This is a genomic window from Rhodohalobacter sp. SW132, assembly GCF_003390325.1.
Taxonomy (GTDB): domain Bacteria; phylum Bacteroidota; class Rhodothermia; order Balneolales; family Balneolaceae; genus SW132.
Genome location: NZ_QUOK01000013.1, coordinates 121641 through 143348, shown reverse-complemented (window position 1 = coordinate 143348; position 21708 = coordinate 121641). Strand labels below are relative to the sequence as shown.

Genomic DNA, 21708 nt, shown 5'->3' with positions numbered 1-21708 from the left:
GAATCTAACGATATTAAATAGAATGAAACGAATGATTTAGTATGGAATTATTTGATCAGATCTATGGCTGGTTTATGAACCTCGGAAATCAATACGGGGTGAACCCGATTATTTTTGGTGCGATCTATGTGGGCGCGATTCCATTTTTTACACTGTCGGTTGCATGGCTCATTCGAAATTATCGAAAGGGTTTTTCGATAATTTTACCCGCTTTCAGCACTCTTTTTTTCTTTGTATCTGCCTATCTCTACCTGATGATTGCCGGTGAAAATGTTCCGTGGTGGATATATGGAATTGTGGCAGGGATGATCTTGTATGGAGGATGGTCTACCTATAGAAAAATCAAAATAAAATTGATCTCCGAAGCGGAGCGTGAACATGAGCAAATATGAGTACGATGCGATCGTCATTGGCGGTGGTGCGGCAGGATTAACAACTGTAGGCGTAGCAGCAAATTTTGGCGCCAAAACAGCCATGATTGAGATGGAACGCCTTGGTGGCGACTGCACATGGACCGGCTGCATTCCCAGTAAAACCCTGCTCAAAGCGGCTTCCGTGATGTATGAAACAAAACAGGCGGAATCATTTGGGTTTGTGTCAGGCTCGTCAGAACTGGATCCAAAACGGATTATGCAGCACATCGATGAGGTTCGTCGCGAAGTGTACCGTGATGCTGACGATCCCAAAATTTTTGAAGCGATGGGAATTGATGTGATAGAGGGGACCGCCCGTTTTGAAGATGATCATTCATTGATAGTATCGCATAAAAATGGGGATGAGCAGACGATTACCGGTAAATATATTTTCATCTGTACTGGTGCAAAAGCTTTTGTTCCGCAGCTGAAGGGAGTGGATCAGATTGAATATCTCACCAATGAATCACTATTTGAAATCGATCAGCTTCCGGAATCGCTGATCATTGTGGGTGCAGGGCCGGTGGGGATCGAAATGTCGCAGGGATTTGCCCGGCTCGGTACAAAAGTTGAAGTAATCGATAGCGGACCGGAGATTTTGAAAAGAGATGACCCGGAACTCACACAAATTGTCAGGGATCAGCTCACCGGGGAGGGAGTACATTTTTACCTGAACAGCCAGTTGAAAGAGGTTCGGAAATTCACGGAGGGTGTAACAGTGATTCTGGAAAAGGAAGGTTCAGAAAGCGAGCGAACCGCTCAAAAAATTCTGTTTGCAACCGGACGTAAAGCCAATATTCATTCGCTGAGCCTCGATCGTGCGGGCGTGAAGTATAGCGATAACGGCGTAACTGTGAATGATAAATGCCGCACGAATAAGCGCCATATTTATGCCGTTGGGGATGTGACCGGGCGGTATCAGTTTACCCATATGAGCGAACATATGGCCAAAGTTGCGACATCAAATGCCCTGATCAAAATTCCGATGAAGATCGATTCAAAACATGTGCCCAGGGTTACCTATTGCGAACCGGAACTTGCGCAGCTCGGTGCCTCAGAGAAAGAATTACGCCAGGCTGGAAAAAAGTTTGAGGTCTATCGATTCCCATTTTCAAAGATTGATCGCGCTATTACTGATGGGAAAACGACCGGCCTGATCAAGGTATTTGCAAAAAAATGGAGCGGAAAAATTCTGGGCGTATCGATCACAGGCGCTCATGCCGGAGAGATGATTTCGCAATATGCACTTGCCATGCGAAATGGGGTTTCGTTGCGTGGTTTTGCCGATACGATTCATCCCTATCCAAGCTACGGGCTTGGTGCAAGGCGTGCAGCTGATCAGTGGTATATCAGAAATCAGACAGAAACGCTGGTGAAATGGATCAAACGAATTTTCGGTTACAGGGGTGAAATTCCAGATTATAGTGATCCGGATCGCATTGTATAAGAGTTAAAGGTGTAGAATTGCTCACTGTACGATTTTGAAAAGCAACTGATTCCGTTTGTTTTACGCCACGGGAAAGTAGATATTTATCACTCAGCAAAATTTTAATGTTGCCGTCTGGATTTACAACAGCCGGCTGCCCAATTCAAGTATTTATGTACACCGGATTTAAACATCTGCACTCGGTACTGGCTTATGTCCTTCTCGCTGCCATCATTTTTTCACTGGTTTACGCAATTATCCAGTTTGGAAGAAAAAAACAATTCACTGAAAGTGCGCGAAAAGTTGCATTGATTGGTTTCATCGCGGCACATCTTCAGCTGCTGGTTGGAATTGTCCTCTATTTGATATCACCACTGGGAATTACAAATTTTTCAGGTGATGTGATGGGGGATAGTCTCTCGCGGCTCTACGTTCTCGAACACCCTCTGATGATGATCTTAGGCATTGTACTTATATCGATCGGGTATATCAAGGCGAAAAATCCCGGCGATGATGCACGCCGTTATAAAACAGTGATTCTCTTTTACGCTCTCGGTTTGATTTTTATTATCTCCCGAATTCCATGGCAAGTTTGGCCGTAGGAGGGAAGGGGTTTTCAGTTCTGAGTTTTTAGTTGTGAGTGTTGAATTTTTAAAATTCTCAGGACTTACGGCTTTTGAAAAATTTCTCTTAAGATTTGTAGGGCGATCTGTTTTTTAGTGCCCTGGAATGTTTTCTGAGACTCTTTCCCGATCAGGTGAATGGTATTGGAGTCTGATTCGAAACCAGCATCTTTTCCGCCAAGATCATTCGCGCAAATCCAGTCGCTGTTTTTATCCTGGAGTTTTTTCTGCGCGTTCTGCTTCAGGTTCTCAGTTTCCATTGCAAACCCGATCAGTGTCTGTCCACCCGGTTTTCGTTCGCCCAACCACTGAAGAATATCAGTTGTTTTATTTAGGGAGATGGTATCGGATGCACTCTCTTTTTTTACTTTTTGATCGGACCTTTCAGCCGGTGTAAAGTCGGAAACGGCAGCGGCCATGATGATCACATCAGCATCGGCATGATGTTTAACTTTTTCAAATAGATCAGCTGCACTCATAAACGATTCTGTGTTCATCCGTTCATCCGGTTTGATATGAACCGGGCCTTTGAGCAGCCTTACCTCACCTCCCAAACGGACGGCGGCATCTGCCATCGCAACACCCATTTTTCCTGAACTTGGATTTGAGATGAATCGCACTGGATCAATATACTCGCGTGTTGGTCCGGCCGTGACAAGCACTTTCTTCCCGGAAAGAGGACCTTTTGCGCGGTTTTTTTCAATTATTTCATCTGCCTGATGGAGTATTTCAGATAATTCCGGCAGCCGTCCTTTGGCTTCAAGTCCGCTGGCAAGATATCCGGTTTCGGGTTCCAGAATGTGGTAACCCATCTGTGCCGCTTTTTTTAGGTTATCAGATACAGCGGGACTTTCATACATCTCACCATCCATAGTCGGACAGATTAATATCGGGCAGCGAGCGGCTAAAACGGTTGCCGTAAGCATGTTATCCGAACCGCCATGTACAATTTTGGAAAGAGTATTTGCCGTACAAGGAGCGATAATGAAAAGGTCGGCCCATTCGCCCCAGTGAATGTGTTTCGTCCAATCGTCATCCGGCTGATCGCCACTGAAGACATCCACGGCAACGGGATTGCGGCTGAGCGCAGAAAAGGTCTCAGAACCAACAAAGCGGGTAGCCGACGGGGTCATGGTGACCCTGATTTCAGCTCCCGCTTTTTGAAATTCTCGTAGTAAGTAGGCCGATTTATAGGCGGCAATTCCGCCCGTTACACCTAATATGATCCGTTTACCGGATAGCATCAGAGGTCAGTTTCCGGATATCGGTAGGTTGTTTTTCCGGCCTTCATTTCGTTAACAGCACGCTGGGTGGCGTGGGGCAGTTTTTCGAAAGATTTTGATATCTGTTCCTGCTCTTCGTTGAACGTGAATTCGTCTTCGTCTTCAAATCCTTCGAAATATTTTAATCTCTCATCGAGTTCCAGTTTTTCCTGGGCGGCAATTTGTCTTGCCCGTTTAGAGACAATCACAATTTTCTCATACTTGTTGCCGTCTTCATCACCCAGCTTATCTAAATCTAATGTCTGTATAGGCATGTTGTTATTCTGTTTTACTATTTTGAATAAATGTTTGAATGGCCTGTCTGATTTCAGAATAAGCCAATTCAAGTGAATCATTAATAATCTCAATATCGAAACGGTCAGCGTAAGAAATCTCTTTTTTCGCACGTTCGAGACGCAAGGCTAAAGATTTTTCCGATTCGGTGCCTCTGTTTCGCAACCGTTCCTCAAGGACGCTGACTGATGGCGGTGAGATGAAAATGGAGAGGGCTTCTTCGCCATACATTTTTTTCACGTTCAAAGCGCCTAATACATCAACGTCAAGCATAACAAAATAGCCTTTATTCAGTTCAGATTCAACGGCTGCTTTCATCGTACCGTACATCGTGCCATTGTAAAATTCTTCCCATTCCAGGAAACGGTTGTCATCAATGCGCTGCTGAAACTCTTTTCGGGTGAGAAAGTGGTAATCCACACCATTTTTTTCACCTTCACGCGGCTGCCGGGTTGTGGCGCTGATCGAAAATTTGATCTGCGGAAAATCACTCAGCAACCGTTTTGCCATTGTAGATTTACCACCGCCGCTGGGTGCTGCAAGTATAATGATTTTGCCTCGGTTGCTACTCAATGTTTTGAACCTGCTCTCTGATCTGCTCCAGTTTCTCTTTGCCAATTACCACATGATGGGCAATTTCAGAATCATTCGCCTTTGAGCCGATCGTGTTAAGTTCCCTGTTGATCTCCTGGCAGAGAAAATTCAGCCGGCGACCGACAGAATCACCGCTATCCAGGGCTTCAAGGAAAAACTTGAGGTGCGACTGCAGGCGAACAGCTTCTTCGTTGATATCCATTTTATCCACCAGGATGGCGATTTCCATCTCCATTCGGTCGGGATCGAACTGGTCATCGGAAACCATTTTTTGAATTCGCTCCGTTAATCTTTGACGTGTCTCCGGGGCACGCTGGCTCGATTGTTCTGTGATTTTTTCAAGCAGATTGGAAATATCCTGAATCTGCTTTGTGAGGTCGTCCTGCAGTTCCCGCCCTTCTTTTTGCCGCATGGTGTTCAGGTGCTCAAGTGCCGAAGCCGTAGCCTCCTGCGTCCCTTTCCAGATATTTTCGATGAGTGATTCATCCTCTTTGCGTGATTCAAATACATCCTCAAAATTCAACAGATGGTCCATCTTCAGCGGATCATCAATACCGGCAATCTGACGCATTTCGTGCAGCATTTCACCATAATTACGCAACTTATCTTCATTAAATGTGGTGTCGATCAGTCCAAGCGCAGATTTGTCGACGTATGCATTTAGTAGAACCTTTCCGCGGGACAGATGTTTTTGAATAATCTCCTTTAAATCAAGCTCTTTCTGTTGGATAGATCCCGGAATCCGGGGGGATATATCGAGATAGCGGCTGTTCAGTGTCTTAATTTCTACGGTAACTCGGAGGTTGTTCACCGTGGCTTCACCGCGGCCGAACCCGGTCATGGATCGTATCATAAACGTTGCTTTTGCAAAATTTGTGGTTGAATAAATAAAGATAGAAGGTAGATATCAGAGGGACCAAAATCTATCCCTGTTTCAATGAAGATTGATGGGGGAGTGTTGTGTAACGATGTACAACCTCGCAGTCATCGGATAAGTTTTTCGAAAATTTGCTCTATTCTATTTTGTATGGGTAACACGAAATCGTGTGATCGTAACAATTACTTTAGCCTGTTACTTTTTGGTGTCAAAAAGTAACCAAAAACCACCGGGCTGTGCCATTGCTCATTCGGAGGTTTCCCTCCGCTATGAGATGTATAAAGCAATGGTCCGCAACTCTCAGATAGAGTTTAAAAGATCCGGCCGGTGTGCTTTATACAAGCAATCTCATACGCTCCGGTCAACCTACCCACCTCATTCACACTGCCAAGGCCGGTTGGATTCTGGTCTATATCATAGATATTTACCTGAAACTATAATTCTTATAATTATAATATGTGTAGAAATAGAAATTAAAGCCCTCTTATACATAACGATTTACTGACTGATGGCTTTATATTCATCTATAACTGTTGAAAAATACCGATAGATGTAAAAAGGCAATTGTCAAAGATTTTCAGAAAACATGCAATGAAGGCTTCTCAACATAAATCGAAATAGAACATTAATGGGCTATTCCTGCCCCTGAATTTCGCGAAGTTTGGCTATAGCACGTTCATTCAGGTTGCTGAATACATCCTCCGAAATATCACCTGTGGTATATTTCATCCGCAGCCAGACAACGTAGGTGGCCATCACGTCTTCATAACAGTAATGCTCAATTTTTTCGAGTTCTTCGTTGCGATACATCTTCAGTACTTCATTGCCTTCTCCCGTCTGTTTAAATGGAACGCCGATCAGGTGGCCAAGGTGTTTCAGTTTTGGATAGGAACTTGCGCCGTAATTGCTGAATTCATCCATCAGATCAATGTTCGCCTTGCTGAAGCGGTAGCGAATATCGTAGTGGCTGAGTCTCACCGGCATCTGCATGTTGTGATGCATCGCGCGATAGGTGATCAGCGGCAGGTCGAATCCGCGGCCGTTGTGGTGTATCAATCCAAAATCTTTGTAGGTGAGCAGCGCATCAAATAGCTGAACCAGTCCCTCTTTTTCGTCAGTTCCGTTCCACCCAACTTTTTTCACCGGTTTTCCGGTGTTTTCCACCCATAGGCCAACCCATGAGATCATGTGGTGGTACATTGGCGGAAGAAATCCGCTGTTATTTCGCGTCAACTGCTCGCTTGCCTCAATAAGAAGGTCATCTTCGGCCGCATCATGATTATTCAATACCTGCCTGAGAAACTGAAAATCGGGTATGGTTTCTACATCGAATACAAAAAACATAACGTATATCAGAAATTTGATGGAAGATTTTTAAAAGTCAATTTCCAAAATATACAGATTTCTGTTTCATTTTCATTTTTTATGCCTTTGCAGACCTATTTAACTTCGGAGTATAAACAGTTGGCTCGATTTACCATAACTCTGTTCTGTTACTGCTCCAGGTTCGCTGTGTTCAATTCTTTAAACCAGAATTATGTCTGGCATTCTATAAGCTCTCTTTCAAAATAACACAGGCACTAAGAGAGGGCTTTGCAAAGCCGTGCTTTCGTCAAATTTCGGTGTTATCGTGGAATCGAAATCCTCACGTATTGTACATACGCTCCGGGTCCGATTCCACTCTAGTCTTGAACTATGACAAAATCCCTGGTTTTGCAAAGCCCTCTAAGAATGCTAAGAAATTCAATTTTTTTAAAATGCTTTAAATCAAGGATTCTCTCCATTTTTTTAAAATGAAGAGCCAGTTAAAAAAATATTGTAGGTAATATTCAATTAAGAGATTGATATGCATGTACTTATAATTCGCATACAAATATTAATAAATACTAACTATTTCAGATTTATTAAAATATGTTAATTAGCATCATTCTATTATTCGTAAAAATAAAAATAGAAAAATATTTGACACTAAAATACTTACTAAACTTTAAATAAGATCATACACGCTATGAGAATCAATAAACTATTTTATCTCCCACTCCTTGTAATTTTACTTACAGCAATCTTAATAGGTTGTGATAATACGGTGTTGGATTCGCAAACATCGGAGAGCAAAACATCTGAATTAAACTCCATTATGGGCAACTCAGCATCTGAAATAAATGCTGAAACTGGAAATTTTATACTGGCAGCAAACAGAAACTTTATTCGCAGGGATCTTGGTGAGTTTGTAGCCTCGAAAGGAGGTGAAATTCTCTTTTCTCATGAGGGTGCCGGCTTTGCACTGATCAGCGGTATTAGTGAAGAAGAAGCAATTGAACTTGCAGGTATAAACGGAGTAAGTCTGGTTGAAGCTGAAGTTGAAATTCAACTGGAGTCTATCAAAACTGACGGAGTTCATGATGCACAAATTTCTGACTTGGGAATAATGAATGACAATCCTGAAACTGCATTTTTCTTTGCAAGACAGTGGCACCTGAACGCCATTTCTGCACCTGATGCATGGGCTGCAGGTAAAACAGGTTCCTCAGATGTTACTGTAGCTATTCTGGATACCGGTATTGACTATACATACCCTGATCTTGCGGGCCTGGTTGACCTGGACCGTTCAGTTTCATTCATTCCCGGCGATGATGCTATAGTAAATGTAATTTTCCCCGGTGCCCATCCAATAGCAGATTTACACTATCACGGGACTCACGTAGCAGCCACAGTAAGTAGTAATGCGTTAGCAGCGGCGGGTGTCACTTCAAAAACCACACTGATGGGAGTGAAAGTTTGTAATGTTAACGGAAGTTGTCCAACCGGCGCAGTATTAGCAGGTATGTTATATGCTGCAGATAATGGCGCAGATATAGCGAATATGAGTCTGGGTGGACTCTTTCTAAAGAGTGCCAACCCCGGTTTTGTTTCACTGATCAATAATGTGACTAATTATGTGCGTCAGCAGGGTACACTGATCGTTGTAGCTGCCGGAAATTCAGCAGTAGATCTGAATCGTAATATCGTTCCTGTTGAGGGCGGATCATTACGAGCACCAAGCCTTTTTGCCTCTTATTGTGACGCTCCGGGAGTCTTCTGTGTGTCGGCAACCGGGCCTGAAGCAACAGCGGGTGTAAATGGACCATGGCAAAATATAGACGCAGTAGCTCCATATACAAACTTTGGAAGTGCGATTAATGCTGCTGCACCCGGAGGATTTGCATCCCCGGTATGGGCTGGATGTTCAACTTTCAGTCTTCAGATTCCTCAATGTCAGACTGGCGCTTTTATTTTAGGTCTTTCAGGCACGAGTATGGCTTCACCTCACGCAGCAGGTGTAGCTGCACTGATTAAAGCAGATACTCCCAGAATAAATCCCGCTCAGCTATCCAGGGAACTTGAACGTGCGTCTGATAAAATAGATGGTAACGGTCGTAGCCCGTTCTATGGACAGGGAAGAGTTAATGCAGCAACCGCTGTTGGGCTGTAGAATCTTCGATTCAATGAACCCGTTAATTTAAGAAAGTAAAATTCGGGCAGAGGCGTTAGTCTTTGCCCGTTTTTTTTTGAAATGTCTTCTACCTCTCTCCCGCAATATTTCTCTCAAACTCACTTCTGAAGGTCTCTTCATCCATTTCCTCGCCCAAAAGATACATCACCTTCGTGATGGTTGCTTCCATGGTCATATCTCCGGCGCTGAGGGCACCTATCTTTTTGGCTTCCCTGCCGCTTTTATACTGATTCAGATCCACTGAGTCATATGGCGCCTGCGAAGTGATGATCACATGACAGTTGTACTCCCGGCACGTTTCCATGAACGGAATCAGGCTGTGCCCGTCATCTACCGGAACGTTGCCGCTGCCGAACGCTTCCAGAATCACCGCTTTTGTGCGTGACAAATCGATGCAGCTGAGCATTTCGGGGTTGAGCCCGGGATAGATTTTTACAACATGGATGGAGTTATCGAAAAGAGGATTGCACCGAAGGTCACTCGACGGTTTGGAATATTTTGTATTGAGCGAAATTTCAATTCCCACTTCCGCCAGTGAAGGGTAGTTTGGCGATGTAAAGGCGTTGAAATCACCAATGCTCATTTTGGTAGAGCGGTTACCTCTAAAGAGAGTGTCGTTAAAACAGATCGCCACATCAAACACAGGATGCGTGGCCAGTTCCACGGCGTTTATTACATTCCGGTGTGCATCACTGCGGATGTTGCTCATCGGTACCTGGCTGCCGGTGAAAATAATCGGTTTTCCAAGATTGGTAAGAGAAAAAGAAAGGGCTGATGCAGTATAGGCCATGGTATCGGTTCCGTGCAGGACCACAAATCCATCAAACCGTTCATAATTATCCCTGATATGGAGGCTAAGCGTTTTCCAGTGGCCGGGTGTGATGTCCGAACTATCCTTAAAAAAAAGCTGCTCTGTACTCAGATCGGCAATCTCGGATAGCTCTGGTATCTCTTTATGGAGCAGGTTCGTGAACTTGTTGATATCGAGTTCGGGTTTTCCCTCATGGGAGTGCATGGCAATGGTGCCGCCGGTTTGAATGAGCTGGATTTTTTTCATGAAGCCTTAAACGTTGATGATTTCTGAACAAGCGCCGGAAAGTATTCTGAACAATAAGCAGTATCAAAAAAAATAGAGGTTGACACTCAGAGGATTATTATTTAGAATTGGTCTAAATAAAAACATCACTTAAAACAGACGATCACTTTCGATGAAACAGTTCCAATATACTGCGATATGGGTATTGATATCATTTTTAATCTTCTCTTGTACTCCGGGCGATGAGGTGAACATTTATTCGAGCCGCCATTATGATACGGATATGGAACTCTATGAAAATTTTACGGAGGAGACCGGTATTGAGGTTAATTTGATTGAAGGCGGAAGTGACGAGCTGATTGAGCGAATCAATAGTGAAGGAATAAACAGTCCGGCCGATATTTTGATTACGGTGGATGCTGGACGGTTATGGCGCGCCAAACAGGCGGGAGTGCTTCAGGCGTATGAGTCGGATCAGTTAAATAGCGTAATTCCCGAAGAGCTCCGTGATGCGGATGGCGAGTGGATCGGGCTATCCAGGCGCGTGAGGGGGCTGATTTATCACAAAGACCGCGTGGATGTATCTGAACTGGAAGGATACTGGGAGCTGGCCGATGAGAAATGGGAGGGTCGACTTTGCGTGCGCTCCTCGAATAATATCTACAATCAGTCGCTGGTTGCCTCACTGATTGAAACTCATGGGATTGAGGATACTGAAGAGTGGGCGCGCGGCCTGGTTTCCAACTTTGCACAGACACCACAGGGCGGTGATACGGATCAGATCCGGGCGGTTGCTGCAGGTGTGTGCGATATTGCCCTTGCCAATCACTACTACCTGGCGCGACTGGTGAACTCATCCAACCAGGCAGACCGTGATGTAGCCGACCAGGTTGCGATCTATTTTCCGGGTGAGGAGTATGGCGGCGCACATGTAAACATCAGCGGTGCGGGAATTACCCGGAATTCGCCAAACCGTGAAAATGCTATCCGTTTTCTTGAGTACCTGGCCACTGAAGATGCGCAGCAGCTCTATTCCGTTGCAAACAATGAGTTTCCCATTCTGGATGGGATGGAACTACCGGGTGTACTGGATGAGTTCGGTACATTTGAAAGCGATGCGGTGAACGTAACCTCCTATGGAGCAAACAATCCGGATGCTATTCGCTTGATGGACCGTGCCGGCTGGCGGTAAAAATCAGCGGATTATACCATAAAAAGATGATTTTTTTAAACCGTTTGGTGTCGTGTTTTTGATGTATCTACGGGTATGTTTAGTGTAAATCTTCACCGGATGAATTCGCTTCATCCGGTGAATTGTCCAACCTTTACATAATCCATCGCATAAGCTGACAGAGTAACATGTAGCCCTATCCACTCATCCGATGACGTGAACAGTCAGCGGATGAGGCTATTTGATTGACTTGGCAAATCAAAATTGCCCTGACATTAGACTCTTTTCATCAGGTAGTTACACGATCTGTACAAAGTGAGGCTAAACGGTTTTTTTAGGGCTGAGGTATTTATTTACCTTATGTACAAACCGTTAAATTTCCTACATTTCGAGATATGGGGCAAAGCAGAGAGAGCCTCAATAGGTCAAAAACTGGAATTAACGGAGATGAATATGGCAAATCGAGTACTAATAATGAGCGGCGGGGGTGCAAAAGGGGCATTTCAGGCCGGTGTGATTGAGCAGCTTACAAAAAAGGGATGGAAACCGGATGCAGTAGCGGGCATTAGTGTTGGAGCCCTGAATGGCGTGATGGTGGCTACAGGTAAATCGGATGATCTGGTTAAAATCTGGCAGGAACTCAGGGAAGAACAGGTGCTGAAAAGGCGCAGAATTGACCGAAAAGCAAGAAGTTTTCTGTTGCATAAACTAGGCGTAGATAAACCAACACTTGGTTTTTTTGATAATACACCGCTTCGAAAAAAACTACGGGAGTCTGTCGGCAACCAGTTCAGGATGGATTTTTACTGTGGCACGGTGAATATTGAGACCGGCGCTTATAAAGAACATATCGGCCGGCCAATGATGGTGCCATGGAATCACCTTGACGCTGTGATTGCAAGCACGGCGATTCCCGTGGTTTTTGATCCGATCAAACTGGATAATGAGCTGCATGTGGATGGTGGAGTTCGCCATATCAACCCGGTAGGCAGAATCCTGAAAGACTTTACTCCTAATGAAGTGGTGTTTATAACCTGTCGTCCCTTTGAAGGGAATGGCGAACGCAGGAAGGTGAAAGACCTGGTGGATATATCCATACAGACGCTGAATATTATGCTGGAGGAGATCTTTATGAAAGATCTGCGGCAATTTGTCCAGATTAATGATCTCGTCAGACAGGCAGAAGAACAGGGTGCCGTTCTTAAAAAAAGCAATGGCGAGCCGTATAAAGTCTACAAAGCTGAGCTTTACTCTCCTCATGAACCACTGGGAGACAGCCTGAACTTTTCGAACGAACAGGCAAACCGGAACATCGCTATTGGGCGGGAAGCGGTGTCGATGGCGCTGTAATTAATTGCGCCGGTTTAGATTTTATCCTGATCAGTCTTACGTGTCTTAGCGATAGAACGGCTGAGAATGAAAACGGGAATCAATCCAACCAGGACGATTGCGAGCGCGGCACCGGATGATTCTGCCAGCCGCTCATCGGATGCCAGCCGGTAGACCTGAACAGCGAGCGTATCAAAATTGAACGGGCGCACAATTAGTGTGGCCGGGAGTTCTTTAATAACATCCACAACCACCAGCATAATTGCTGCAAAGAGACTTCCGGACATCATAGGAATATGGATTTTTCTGAGGATTTTTCCATACTTGAAGCCCATTCCCTGGGCCGCTTCGTCCATGTTATGTGTGATTTTTCCGAGGCTTGCCTCCACAGTATTAAAAGCCACGGCGAGAAATCGTACAACGTATGCAAAAATCAGCGCTACGATGGAACCGCTCAAAATCAGTCCGGTGGAGATTCCGAAGGTATCGCGCATCCAGCTGTCGAGTGTATTGTCTGCCCATCCGAACGGAATCAAAATACCCACTGCGATCACCGATCCGGGAATGGCGTATCCCATCGAGCCTATTTTTGTGGCTGATTTTGTAAGCCAAGTCGGTTTCAGGCGGGTGCCGTATGCAAGGATCAGCGCAACCAGGAGGGCGACAAAACCTGCGATGATGGCAACAAGGATGGTATTGAGGCTGAATTGAATAAAACGTGAATCGACGGCACTGTCGAAATTGGTGATCATCATTTCAACCAGAATGCCCACTGGAATGGCGAAACCAAATAGAATTGGAATGGAGCAAAAAAGTGTACTTCCCCAGGCTTTCCACCCGCTGAGTTTATAGATTGTGAGCCTTTTGTAGCGACCGGTGCTGTTCTGTTTGGTATCCATTTTAGACCGGGACCAGCGTTCGAGCAAAATCAGGAAGAGGATAAAAATCATCAGGAAAGCAGATAGCTGTGCGGCGGCTACCCGTTCACCCAAACCGAACCAGGTACGGTAGATTCCCGTAGTAAACGTCTGAACTCCGAAATAATCCACTGTTCCGAAATCGTTGAGTGTCTCCATCAGTGCGAGTGCCATGCCGGCTGCGATAGACGGACGTGCAAGCGGAAGCGCAATTTTGAAAAAGCTTTGTGTTGATGATGCCCCCAGGCTTCGGCTCGCTTCAAGGAGTGATGCGGATTGTTCCAGGAAGGCCGCGCGTGTGAGAAGGTACACATAGGGAAAAAAAACGAGTGACATCAATACGATGGCGCCCCACAGCGATCGGATGTTCGGGAACCAGTAATCGCCATATCCCCAGCCGGTTATTCCGCGAAGGGCGTTTTGTACCGGGCCGGTAAAGGCAAGAAAATCGGTGTAGGTGTAGGCGAGGAGATAGGCGGGAACGGCCATCGGTAAAATCAGCAGCCAGCGAAACTGGCGGCTCCCGGGAAATGAACACATCGTCACCAGCCAGGCGGTTCCCACCCCGATGACAAACACACCAATTCCCACGCCAATCATCAGCCATAGTGAGTTTGTTATGTAATCCGGCAGAACTGTGGAAGCGAGATGCTGCCACACATCACCGCTTGAAACAAACAAATTGGCGATAATCGTAAAAATGGGAATAGATACCAGCAGGGCGATCCCCAGGGTGACATAATTCCATGCGGAAGAACCGGTATCCGGTGTATTGTGTGATTGCCAGAACCTTGAACGTTTTGTAAGCTCAACCAGATTTTTAATCATTGCCGAACTTCATTCTTTTTTTAGATCGTCCGAATTCTTTTCGAAGGGCGAGCATGGCCGCGTGGTATCCGCACATCCCGTGCACTCCACCGCCGGGAGGAGTTGATGAGGAGCAGATATAGATGCCTTCGGCCGGTGTGGCGTATGGATTGATAAGATGAACCGGCCGGGTGAAAAGCTGCCAGATATCCTGGCTACCTCCATTGATATCTCCCCCGAAATAGTTGGCATTATACTCCTCAAACTGAGCTGTATTCATCGTGTGCCGCTCCTCAACAATATCGCGGAAACCGGGAGCAAAACGTTCAATCTGGTTCTCAATCTGCAGGGTCATATCCCGCTCTGAACCGTGCGGCACATGACAATAAGCCCATAACGTGTGGCGGGAATCGGGGGTTCGGGTCTCATCAAACAGGCTTTGCTGAGCAACCAGAACATACGGTTTATCGGAGTGTTTACCGCTGCTCATCTGCTTTTCCGACTCGGCAATTTCTTCGTACGTTCCGCCGAGATGTACGGTACCGGCTCTGTTGCAGCGCGGATCACTCCAGGGAACCGGCTCACTAAGGATATAGTCTATTTTAAACACGCCTTGCCCATACCTGAATTTTTCAAGACGTTTTTTGTAGTATTTGGGAAATTCATCCCCCACAATTTGTAAAACCTGTCTTGGTGTGAGATCGAACAGGCAGCAACGGTGTGGCGGGAGCTGTTTCAGCGATTCAATCTTTTGCCCGGTTTCAATCACCCCGCCAAGAGATTCAAAATAGGCCGCCATCGAATCGGCGATGGATTGCGATCCGCCTTTGGGGAGCGGCCAGCCAACTTTGTGACCTGCAGCACCCAGGACGATCCCGATCGCAGCCGAGGAAGTTGCACTAAGCGGCAAAATGCTGTGCGCTGCAAGTCCTGCAAAAAGTGCTTTCGCCCTTGGCGTTTGGAATTGACGCTGAAATCGTTCTGCAGATTTAATTGCCTGGAGGCCAAATCGGGCCAGTTTGATGGGATGATCGGGAATTGTAAGCGGCCCGAGGAAATCATTTGTGAGATCGGAAAAATTGTTAACAACAGGCTCGAGAATAGATCGATACATTTCACTATCCCCGTTCAGCTCATCTGCCGTTTTCCGGATATCGTGCTGCATAATCACTGCCGGTTCATCATCGAGCGGATGAGCCACAGGAAATTCCGGTGTGATCCATTCCACCCCAAATTCTTCCAGCGGCAAGCGGCTTAAAAAAGGTGATGCGGCTGCCATTGGGTGGATTGCGGAGCAGATATCATGTATAACTCCGGGCTGCATCAGGTCGCGGGTTCTCATTCCGCCGCCAACAGTATCCTCAGCTTCAAAGATTTTGACTTCAAGTCCTTCAAGAGCAAGACGAATTCCAGCAGCCAGACCGTTTGGGCCGGATCCTACAACTACCGCATCATAAATATGTGAGTCAGCCAAAGGTATAAAATTGGTTAAGCAGAACTGCAGACGTAAGGTACGGAAACACCTGTCAAACCTGAAATAATGGTGGGGCGTTTATGTTTGAATGAAGAGATTGAAAAACTGTAGGTGACTTTCAGGATATAGAAATATGGATATGAATATCGATCTATTCTATATATTTTCGATCTATGCTATCAGTTATGGTTTAAATATTGAAATAATAACCCGGGGAACATGGAATCAAATACTTTGAAAATATGTATTCATAAAAGTTTTTTAGTCTTATTTGCAATCACATCTTGTATGTTAATTTTGCAATCTTGCAATGATGCGGAATCACCAGAATACTTTGTTTGGGCTGCCGATCAAAATGCAAATGAACTCTACATCTTAGATCCTGACGGTGATGTGGTGAAAAAAATGACCCAGGATGAACTTGGCGGTGCAGAGCGGCCACATATGCTCTGGGGAATCCCGCCTGATCCGTTCATTTACAGTGCCAATACGGTTTCCGGCGATGTAACCGTTCTGGATTCCCAAAGCAGAGAAACTGTATCTGTTGTGAGTGGTGTTGGTAAATTACCACATGCAGCCCAGCCAAATCCGGCCCGAACTGATTACATCTACGTATCCAATATTGGCCCGCAAGAGATAGATGAAAATGGAAATCCTGATCAGGGTGAAACGATATCGGAAATTGTAAGAAATGAAACCAATAACGGCTATACCTGGGAAGTGACCCGCTTTCTGGATCTAAAGGCAGAACCGCTGCTGGCAGATGATGAACAATTTCCAAGCAGAAGACCTGTATGTGCTGGGTTCACACCGGATGGAAAATATAAAATGGTAACCCTGTTTAATGGAGGGCTTGCGCTGGTTGATCTTGATGAATGGAGAGTGAGCAAAGCGTGGGGTAAAGATGAAATTGCAGAACATGGATGCGGATTTGCAGAGTCTCCAGTTGAAGGTGAAATTTACGTCACAGCCGGTGATATGCACTCTTCCTGGCTATACGTTTTTGATCTTTCAGGAAGTGAACCTGAGCTCGTTACCACTCACAATCTCTCAGATACGGGACAGGATTCTCATGGAGCCTGGGTAGATCGGGAACGCAATGAACTTTGGGTTGTACATCGCGTAAGTGATAATGTAACCATTCATCCGCTTGATACAATTCGGGATGAAGATCACACATATGATGAAATCGAATTTGTAGGCAGTACTCCGGATTTGATCACAATGTCGCCAGGCAGTGATCGTGCTTTTTTAACACTCCGGGGGCCAAATCCCGCACCCACAATCCCGCATGACATTGTTGGTGAACGAACGGGTATTTCTATTCTGGATGTAGAATCACGGGAATTGATTTCTTTAATTGAACTGGGTGATGCAGAGATGGGCGACTTTCATGGAATTTTTATTCCTATGGAGAATTAAACTTCCAAAACCGGTGATCTGAGACAGTAAAAAAGCCTGTGCTGAATAGTCAACACAGGCTTTTTAGCATTTCTTTCTAAAATTTGTTCTTGAAATGAGAGATGATTGTTATTACTTCCCAATCTCCACTACTGAATCCTCCGTTCCAAAATCATTCGGGATGTAGGCGTCAGCGGAGTCGTCGTTTTTCCACTCTTCGCCATCAACCAGATATTTAAATCTGTATTCATTTTCGGGCTTCAGTCGTTTTGTGATCTCCCACTTGTCTTTCTTCTTTTTGAGTTTATCGGCGGATTGATCCCAGTCGTTGAAATCTCCTACAAGGCTTACTTCAGATCCCGCCCATTCTGAAGGTACGGAAAATGTTACTTTGCAGACGGTTCGCTTTGGTGTGAATGTTCTTTCGAGCATAGAGAATAAGTGTTGGTTTAGGAATAGTGAGTAACAAATATAAAGGTACCTAAATTATTTAAATAAATAAATAATATGGTCGTTCTAAACATCGCTATTACAACGTATGTGATTAAAAATAGTTAACTTAAATTTGATTTTACCTTTATTAAGTTGGTGTGGAAACGATTCCTGTCTTATCCTGAAAACTTTTTTTTCTTTTTTCTTAAAGAATAATGTTTTTGTGATACAGGCATCTATCAAGGGTAATATCAAGCCTTTAATCATCAAAAAAGGTATTATAGTACGTGAAGGGTTTATAAATAAACGGTTAATCAAAGTTTTTTTTAATGTGTCTTTTTTTTTGTTCAACTAACCATTGAACTTTAATTTAATTTTAAAATAGGCTTTTAAATTCACTATTTGTATATGCAAACCAATTTCATTGCAGGGTTCTGAAACTCTATTGGAACTTCCTGTTATGGCTTGAATTGAAACGAATGAGATGGAGCAAAAATCAACAAAAATCAACAACATATGGGCAAAATTATAAAATATGGTTTGATTGGTCTGGCAGCAGTTCTGATTATGCTGTTTCTGATTTTGACATTCACGATCGATTCGATCATTAAATCAAATATTGAAGAGATTGGCAGCGAACTGACCGGGACAGCGGTAACGGTTGATCGCGTATCGATATCCCCATTTTCAGGAAAAGGCTCGATTCACGGTTTTCGTGTTGCGAACCCCGATGGATATGCTCAGGATTATGCGTTCGAGGTAGATGATCTTCATGTAGAACTCGACGTATGGTCTCTCTTTTCGGATGAAGTTGTGATTCATGAACTGAGCGTTGAATCCCCCTTTATTTATGTTGAACAAAAGCTTCCTGATAATAATATACAACAGATACTCAATCATATCGGCAGTAAAGAATCGTTCGAGACGTCAGATTCAGAAATGATTATCGAACATTTTCTCTTAAAAAACGGTCGGGTTGATCTTTACACGGAAGTAGGCGGTGAGCGTTCTGCTGAAGTTGAAATTGCAGAGATAGAATTAAACGATCTCGGCAGGGGAGGCGGACGACAGGCTGTTGAAGATATTGTTCGCGATATCGCTGAAGAAGTAGGAGAGCGCGCTTTGAGGGCCGCAATTGAAAGCGGCGGAGAGCAGCTCCGTGATGCAATCCGGGATCTTTTCAACTAAAACATCATAACCTTAGCTCGATTTTAAAAACTGAGTAAAAAAGTGGCTGATACTGTCCAAAAGAGCGTAAAACAAGGAATATTATCATCAGTACTGTCATACCGGACTTTGATCCGGTATCTCCTGTTTGTATTAGGGATAGTAGATCCCGTATCAAGTACGGGATGACGCTCTTTTGGACAGTATCTGCCACTTTTTAAAATTTAAATAAGACAATATTAATAGAACTCAAGTTCATACAAAAAATCAGCCGGCACTCGCAGACGTTCCCCCACCGGCCGAACCTGCAACAGCACCGCCGCCGCCGCTAATTCCCGAAAATGAATTCGTACCGGACGCAGCAAGGGTAGAGACTGAACTGGCCACGGAAGCAGGAGTATGAATGGATCCCTGTGTGAGAATTATCCAGGGGAATATAAAAGAGGCGGATTGGTCAGTTGAACCGATCAGAGTTTCTATCTCTTTCTCACTTAGCTGAAAAGCTGTAGCGTAGATAAAGTGGCGATCCATCATCTCCATACGGACGGTTCGCTTATCTGCGTTTTTCAATCCCTTTGCATACGCTTTCCATCTTCGATACGCTTTTTCACCCGATTCGGTTCGGCGAACCATTGCAAATGAGAAAACGCACATCAAAAAGGTAATACCCAGCGCAATCATCGCGATCTCAGTCCCCATAACAAGTATATAAATGGAGGCACCGATCAGAACCAGCTGCCCCGCAACATTAAAGCCCACTGCTTTATAGCTCTCCTTATCAACCCATTTCAACTTATCGAACTCTTTTTTCACAGATTTTTGCCAGCCGGAAAACCATTGAGATGTTTTATATCCTCCCTCAGAAAGAAGTTTACTAAACTCTGATACACCTTCTGAAATCTGTTTTTTTACAAATCTCACAGTCTCTTTTTCGTACAGATTAAGATCGTCAGAGGGTGTTTCGTCGCTATCCGAAATAATGAATTTACTTTTTGAATTGTCTTCAAATGAAAACCACCCATTTTCCCTTTTATCTTCAGGTTTTTGCTCTTCAATCACGAACCAGCCGCGGCGGGCAAGGTCAAAAACTGTGGATACAAAGTGGTGGCCTGTTATCATATGATGGTTAATCAGTTTTCCTGAAAGTGCCGGTGGAGTTTGATCCGGTATGATCAGTGATTCCCGGTCGGATATCGTTTTTGTTTTGAATCGTGTGCTGTACTTTTTATACAGTAAAACGAATATAAAAATGCTGAGAAGACTGATAATAATCGTTACTTCAAGTGTAATTGAAGCGTAAAATGCGTCCCGTTCAGCTCTCTCTGCAGCCTGACGGATTCGATCTTCCTCTTCGGCCGCTACACCGGCAAGTGTAAAGTCTGAATCGGTAACGGAGACGGATTCAGTATCCAGAACCGCGGTAGGAAACAGTATTCGGACAGCGGCGGTTTCGTTTCTGGATAGCTGATTGCCTTCAGCGAGCACGGTTCCATCATCAATCGAAATCGAAAAGCGATCTTCAGATACTCGTCCCCAGGTATGAATTTCTGAGTTGTCCGGTGAACCGGGTAACTGAATAGTTGCCGTAAAATTTTCGGTGGCTTTATCTCTGCCGCTGCCGAGAAAATGCCAGTAAAATTGTGAATGATCGGGACCAATAGTCAGGACATCAGTAAGCTCATAGGTTATGGTGAACGTGCGGGATGTGTCCTGCGCGCTGTAGTGCCAACGTATATCCACACTGTTATTTCGGTCAGATACAGAAAATGTACCCGGCTCTTCTGTGTTTTCATTCAGATAAGACCAATTACCTTCAGATACGCGAATATTTCTGATTTCGGAAAAGCCCTCTTTTGCAATGTTCGCCTCCGCCCAGCTAAAAGACCCGTCAAACCGGTAGGTAAGGTGCTCGCTGATGGTTGCAGTACCGTTTTCATGAATCTGAATATTCACACTGACTTCAGGTATATCATAATTGGAACCGGCTGCAGGTGCGGAAGCTATCAGAAGTATCAGTGCCAGTAAGGTAGTGATTCGTTTCATTGCAAGCGGGTTAATTGAATTTCAGAATTCTCTATACGGGGAAGATGTAAAAAAGTTATCAGATTGTCTGATAACTGAAGTTTAGAGAGGATATACCTTCTATTAAGAAATTGACGTGCAGACCCGATAAAAAATTAGAAGCTGAAATAACAATAGTACTTGACAAAATGCTTTCATTTAAATAGCGTTTATAAGCTATTACCACAGATCATCGCAGGAGGACCGTATGAACTTATCAACTAAACTGAACCTTAACCTTTTCACCAAAGTACAGGACGATCTCGAAAAGCGCCAGTATACGATACTGGCAGAGCTGAAAAAAATCTCATCGGAATTCCAGTATTACAAAGTATATCCGCACCTGAGTGAGCTGGTGGGGTTGCACCGTACTCTTAAAGATGTGATTTCACGGCTGAGCGATCTTCGGAATAAGTTCCCAAAACGGATCAGTAAAATCGACTGGGTGAACAGTGCTATCGAACACGAGGTGGTGTTTGTGGATGGAACGGACCTTCAAAACGTTGAAGAACTGATAAATTGGGCGCTCCCTCATATAGAAAAAACGATCCACGAAGGGGTGGCCATACATGAATTTGTATCCGAAAAACTTTCGGTAGAGCATGTGGGGATTGTACCCAGCTACATGGAGGAGGGGTACTTTTTTCTGCCCGATAATCAGCATCGGAAACTCAATCTTTTTCGGTTTGAAGTCTCGATTTTTAAAAGTGCTGAAGACCGATATCGTTCATTAAAAACCACTTTTCTGAAATCACTCCAAAAAAACGTCGTTGAAATTTCTCCAAATACCGTTAAACTGGACCTGATTCGCGAAGAGAGAGAACTGCCTAATCCGGCTACATTTTCGTTTCAAACAGATCTGGACTTTTCCTTTAAACAGACGATACTGCCGGTAGCAAAACGGAAACTGATGCAGAAAATCTACTCTTGA

19 protein-coding genes are annotated in these 21708 nt (G+C 44.5%); 9 read left to right on the top strand and 10 right to left on the bottom strand.

All coding sequences use genetic code 11. The features are described from left to right. Positions 1-41: 41 nt before the first annotated feature. The 3 genes from DYD21_RS19255 (at position 42) to DYD21_RS19245 (ending at position 2441) form a co-directional block, all read left to right on the top strand. The gene (locus tag DYD21_RS19255) at positions 42-392 is read left to right on the top strand and encodes a hypothetical protein (protein ID WP_116038644.1); all 351 of its coding nucleotides are present in this window, start codon (positions 42-44) and stop codon (positions 390-392) included. Then, positions 379-1860, top strand: a complete 1482-nt coding sequence (locus tag DYD21_RS19250; protein ID WP_116038643.1) for an NAD(P)/FAD-dependent oxidoreductase — start codon at positions 379-381, stop codon at positions 1858-1860. The genes DYD21_RS19255 and DYD21_RS19250 overlap by 14 nt, the downstream gene beginning before the upstream one ends. Before the next feature lie 152 nt (positions 1861-2012). After that, entirely contained in the window at positions 2013-2441 is a 429-nt protein-coding gene (locus DYD21_RS19245) for a hypothetical protein (protein WP_116038656.1), read from the top strand. Positions 2442-2506: 65 nt separating this feature from the next. Here the strand turns inward: DYD21_RS19245 and coaBC are convergent, their stop codons facing one another. The 5 genes from coaBC to DYD21_RS19220 form a co-directional block, all read right to left on the bottom strand. Continuing rightward, entirely contained in the window at positions 2507-3706 is a 1200-nt protein-coding gene (gene coaBC, locus DYD21_RS19240; RefSeq protein ID WP_116038642.1) for a bifunctional phosphopantothenoylcysteine decarboxylase/phosphopantothenate--cysteine ligase CoaBC, read from the bottom strand. Then, a complete protein-coding gene (locus tag DYD21_RS19235) occupies positions 3706-3999 on the bottom strand; it encodes a DNA-directed RNA polymerase subunit omega (protein ID WP_116038641.1) in 294 nt (97 codons plus the stop codon). The genes coaBC and DYD21_RS19235 overlap by 1 nt, the downstream gene beginning before the upstream one ends. A gap of 4 nt (positions 4000-4003) precedes the next feature. Continuing rightward, on the bottom strand, positions 4004-4591 hold the full coding sequence (gene gmk, locus DYD21_RS19230; protein WP_116038640.1) for a guanylate kinase: 588 nt from the start codon (positions 4589-4591) through the stop codon (positions 4004-4006). Continuing rightward, the gene (locus DYD21_RS19225) at positions 4584-5465 is read right to left on the bottom strand and encodes a YicC/YloC family endoribonuclease (protein WP_233505590.1); all 882 of its coding nucleotides are present in this window, start codon (positions 5463-5465) and stop codon (positions 4584-4586) included. Before DYD21_RS19225 ends, gmk begins: the two co-directional genes overlap by 8 nt. A 657-nt stretch (positions 5466-6122) precedes the next feature. Continuing rightward, the gene (locus DYD21_RS19220) at positions 6123-6833 is read right to left on the bottom strand and encodes a ribonuclease H-like domain-containing protein (protein WP_116038638.1); all 711 of its coding nucleotides are present in this window, start codon (positions 6831-6833) and stop codon (positions 6123-6125) included. Between the two features lie 793 nt (positions 6834-7626). On the opposite strand from DYD21_RS19220, the gene DYD21_RS19215 reads away from it, so the two are divergent. After that, entirely contained in the window at positions 7627-8961 is a 1335-nt protein-coding gene (locus tag DYD21_RS19215; protein WP_158607378.1) for a S8 family serine peptidase, read from the top strand. Between the two features lie 88 nt (positions 8962-9049). Here the strand turns inward: DYD21_RS19215 and DYD21_RS19210 are convergent, their stop codons facing one another. After that, a complete protein-coding gene (locus tag DYD21_RS19210; protein ID WP_116038636.1) occupies positions 9050-10039 on the bottom strand; it encodes an asparaginase in 990 nt (329 codons plus the stop codon). Between the two features lie 151 nt (positions 10040-10190). Between DYD21_RS19210 and DYD21_RS19205 the strand changes: the two genes are divergently transcribed. After that, on the top strand, positions 10191-11210 hold the full coding sequence (locus DYD21_RS19205) for a Fe(3+) ABC transporter substrate-binding protein (protein ID WP_116038635.1): 1020 nt from the start codon (positions 10191-10193) through the stop codon (positions 11208-11210). Positions 11211-11642: 432 nt separating this feature from the next. Beyond that, positions 11643-12539 (top strand): patatin-like phospholipase family protein, encoded by an 897-nt coding sequence (locus tag DYD21_RS19200; RefSeq protein ID WP_158607377.1) that lies wholly within the window; start codon positions 11643-11645, stop codon positions 12537-12539. Between the two features lie 14 nt (positions 12540-12553). Here DYD21_RS19200 and DYD21_RS19195 read toward each other — a convergent pair whose 3' ends face one another. Both DYD21_RS19195 and DYD21_RS19190 read right to left on the bottom strand, forming a co-directional pair. Continuing rightward, positions 12554-14263, bottom strand: coding sequence for an iron ABC transporter permease (locus DYD21_RS19195; protein ID WP_116038633.1), 1710 nt, complete (start codon positions 14261-14263; stop codon positions 12554-12556). Continuing rightward, the gene (locus DYD21_RS19190; protein ID WP_116038632.1) at positions 14256-15716 is read right to left on the bottom strand and encodes an NAD(P)/FAD-dependent oxidoreductase; all 1461 of its coding nucleotides are present in this window, start codon (positions 15714-15716) and stop codon (positions 14256-14258) included. Before DYD21_RS19190 ends, DYD21_RS19195 begins: the two co-directional genes overlap by 8 nt. Before the next feature lie 288 nt (positions 15717-16004). On the opposite strand from DYD21_RS19190, the gene DYD21_RS19185 reads away from it, so the two are divergent. Then, positions 16005-17138, top strand: coding sequence for a YncE family protein (locus DYD21_RS19185; RefSeq protein ID WP_116038631.1), 1134 nt, complete (start codon positions 16005-16007; stop codon positions 17136-17138). A 111-nt stretch (positions 17139-17249) separates the two neighbouring features. Here DYD21_RS19185 and DYD21_RS19180 read toward each other — a convergent pair whose 3' ends face one another. Then, positions 17250-17549, bottom strand: a complete 300-nt coding sequence (locus DYD21_RS19180) for an isoamylase early set domain-containing protein (RefSeq protein WP_116038630.1) — start codon at positions 17547-17549, stop codon at positions 17250-17252. Positions 17550-18065: 516 nt separating this feature from the next. On the opposite strand from DYD21_RS19180, the gene DYD21_RS19170 reads away from it, so the two are divergent. Beyond that, entirely contained in the window at positions 18066-18737 is a 672-nt protein-coding gene (locus tag DYD21_RS19170) for an AsmA family protein (protein ID WP_116038628.1), read from the top strand. 246 nt (positions 18738-18983) lie between these two features. On the opposite strand, the gene DYD21_RS19165 is transcribed toward DYD21_RS19170, so the two are convergent. Beyond that, positions 18984-20759, bottom strand: a complete 1776-nt coding sequence (locus DYD21_RS19165) for a DUF2207 domain-containing protein (protein WP_116038627.1) — start codon at positions 20757-20759, stop codon at positions 18984-18986. A gap of 226 nt (positions 20760-20985) precedes the next feature. Here DYD21_RS19165 and DYD21_RS19160 point away from each other — a divergent pair, with 226 nt between their 5' ends. Further along, positions 20986-21708 carry a hypothetical protein gene (locus DYD21_RS19160; RefSeq protein WP_116038626.1) on the top strand — a complete coding sequence of 241 codons (723 nt, stop codon included), beginning with the start codon at positions 20986-20988 and terminating at the stop codon, positions 21706-21708.

Coding starts and splice junctions, on each gene's coding strand:
- DYD21_RS19255 (WP_116038644.1), top strand. CDS start 42: ATGGAATTATTTGATCAGATCTATGGCTGGTTTATGAACCTCGGAAAT.
- DYD21_RS19250 (WP_116038643.1), top strand. CDS start 379: ATGAGCAAATATGAGTACGATGCGATCGTCATTGGCGGTGGTGCGGCA.
- DYD21_RS19245 (WP_116038656.1), top strand. CDS start 2,013: ATGTACACCGGATTTAAACATCTGCACTCGGTACTGGCTTATGTCCTT.
- coaBC (WP_116038642.1), bottom strand. CDS start 3,706: ATGCTATCCGGTAAACGGATCATATTAGGTGTAACGGGCGGAATTGCC.
- DYD21_RS19235 (WP_116038641.1), bottom strand. CDS start 3,999: ATGCCTATACAGACATTAGATTTAGATAAGCTGGGTGATGAAGACGGC.
- DYD21_RS19225 (WP_233505590.1), bottom strand. CDS start 5,465: ATGATACGATCCATGACCGGGTTCGGCCGCGGTGAAGCCACGGTGAAC.
- DYD21_RS19220 (WP_116038638.1), bottom strand. CDS start 6,833: ATGTTTTTTGTATTCGATGTAGAAACCATACCCGATTTTCAGTTTCTC.
- DYD21_RS19215 (WP_158607378.1), top strand. CDS start 7,627: ATGGGCAACTCAGCATCTGAAATAAATGCTGAAACTGGAAATTTTATA.
- DYD21_RS19210 (WP_116038636.1), bottom strand. CDS start 10,039: ATGAAAAAAATCCAGCTCATTCAAACCGGCGGCACCATTGCCATGCAC.
- DYD21_RS19205 (WP_116038635.1), top strand. CDS start 10,191: ATGAAACAGTTCCAATATACTGCGATATGGGTATTGATATCATTTTTA.
- DYD21_RS19200 (WP_158607377.1), top strand. CDS start 11,643: ATGGCAAATCGAGTACTAATAATGAGCGGCGGGGGTGCAAAAGGGGCA.
- DYD21_RS19195 (WP_116038633.1), bottom strand. CDS start 14,263: ATGATTAAAAATCTGGTTGAGCTTACAAAACGTTCAAGGTTCTGGCAA.
- DYD21_RS19185 (WP_116038631.1), top strand. CDS start 16,005: ATGTTAATTTTGCAATCTTGCAATGATGCGGAATCACCAGAATACTTT.
- DYD21_RS19180 (WP_116038630.1), bottom strand. CDS start 17,549: ATGCTCGAAAGAACATTCACACCAAAGCGAACCGTCTGCAAAGTAACA.
- DYD21_RS19170 (WP_116038628.1), top strand. CDS start 18,066: ATGGGCAAAATTATAAAATATGGTTTGATTGGTCTGGCAGCAGTTCTG.
- DYD21_RS19165 (WP_116038627.1), bottom strand. CDS start 20,759: ATGAAACGAATCACTACCTTACTGGCACTGATACTTCTGATAGCTTCC.
- DYD21_RS19160 (WP_116038626.1), top strand. CDS start 20,986: ATGAACTTATCAACTAAACTGAACCTTAACCTTTTCACCAAAGTACAG.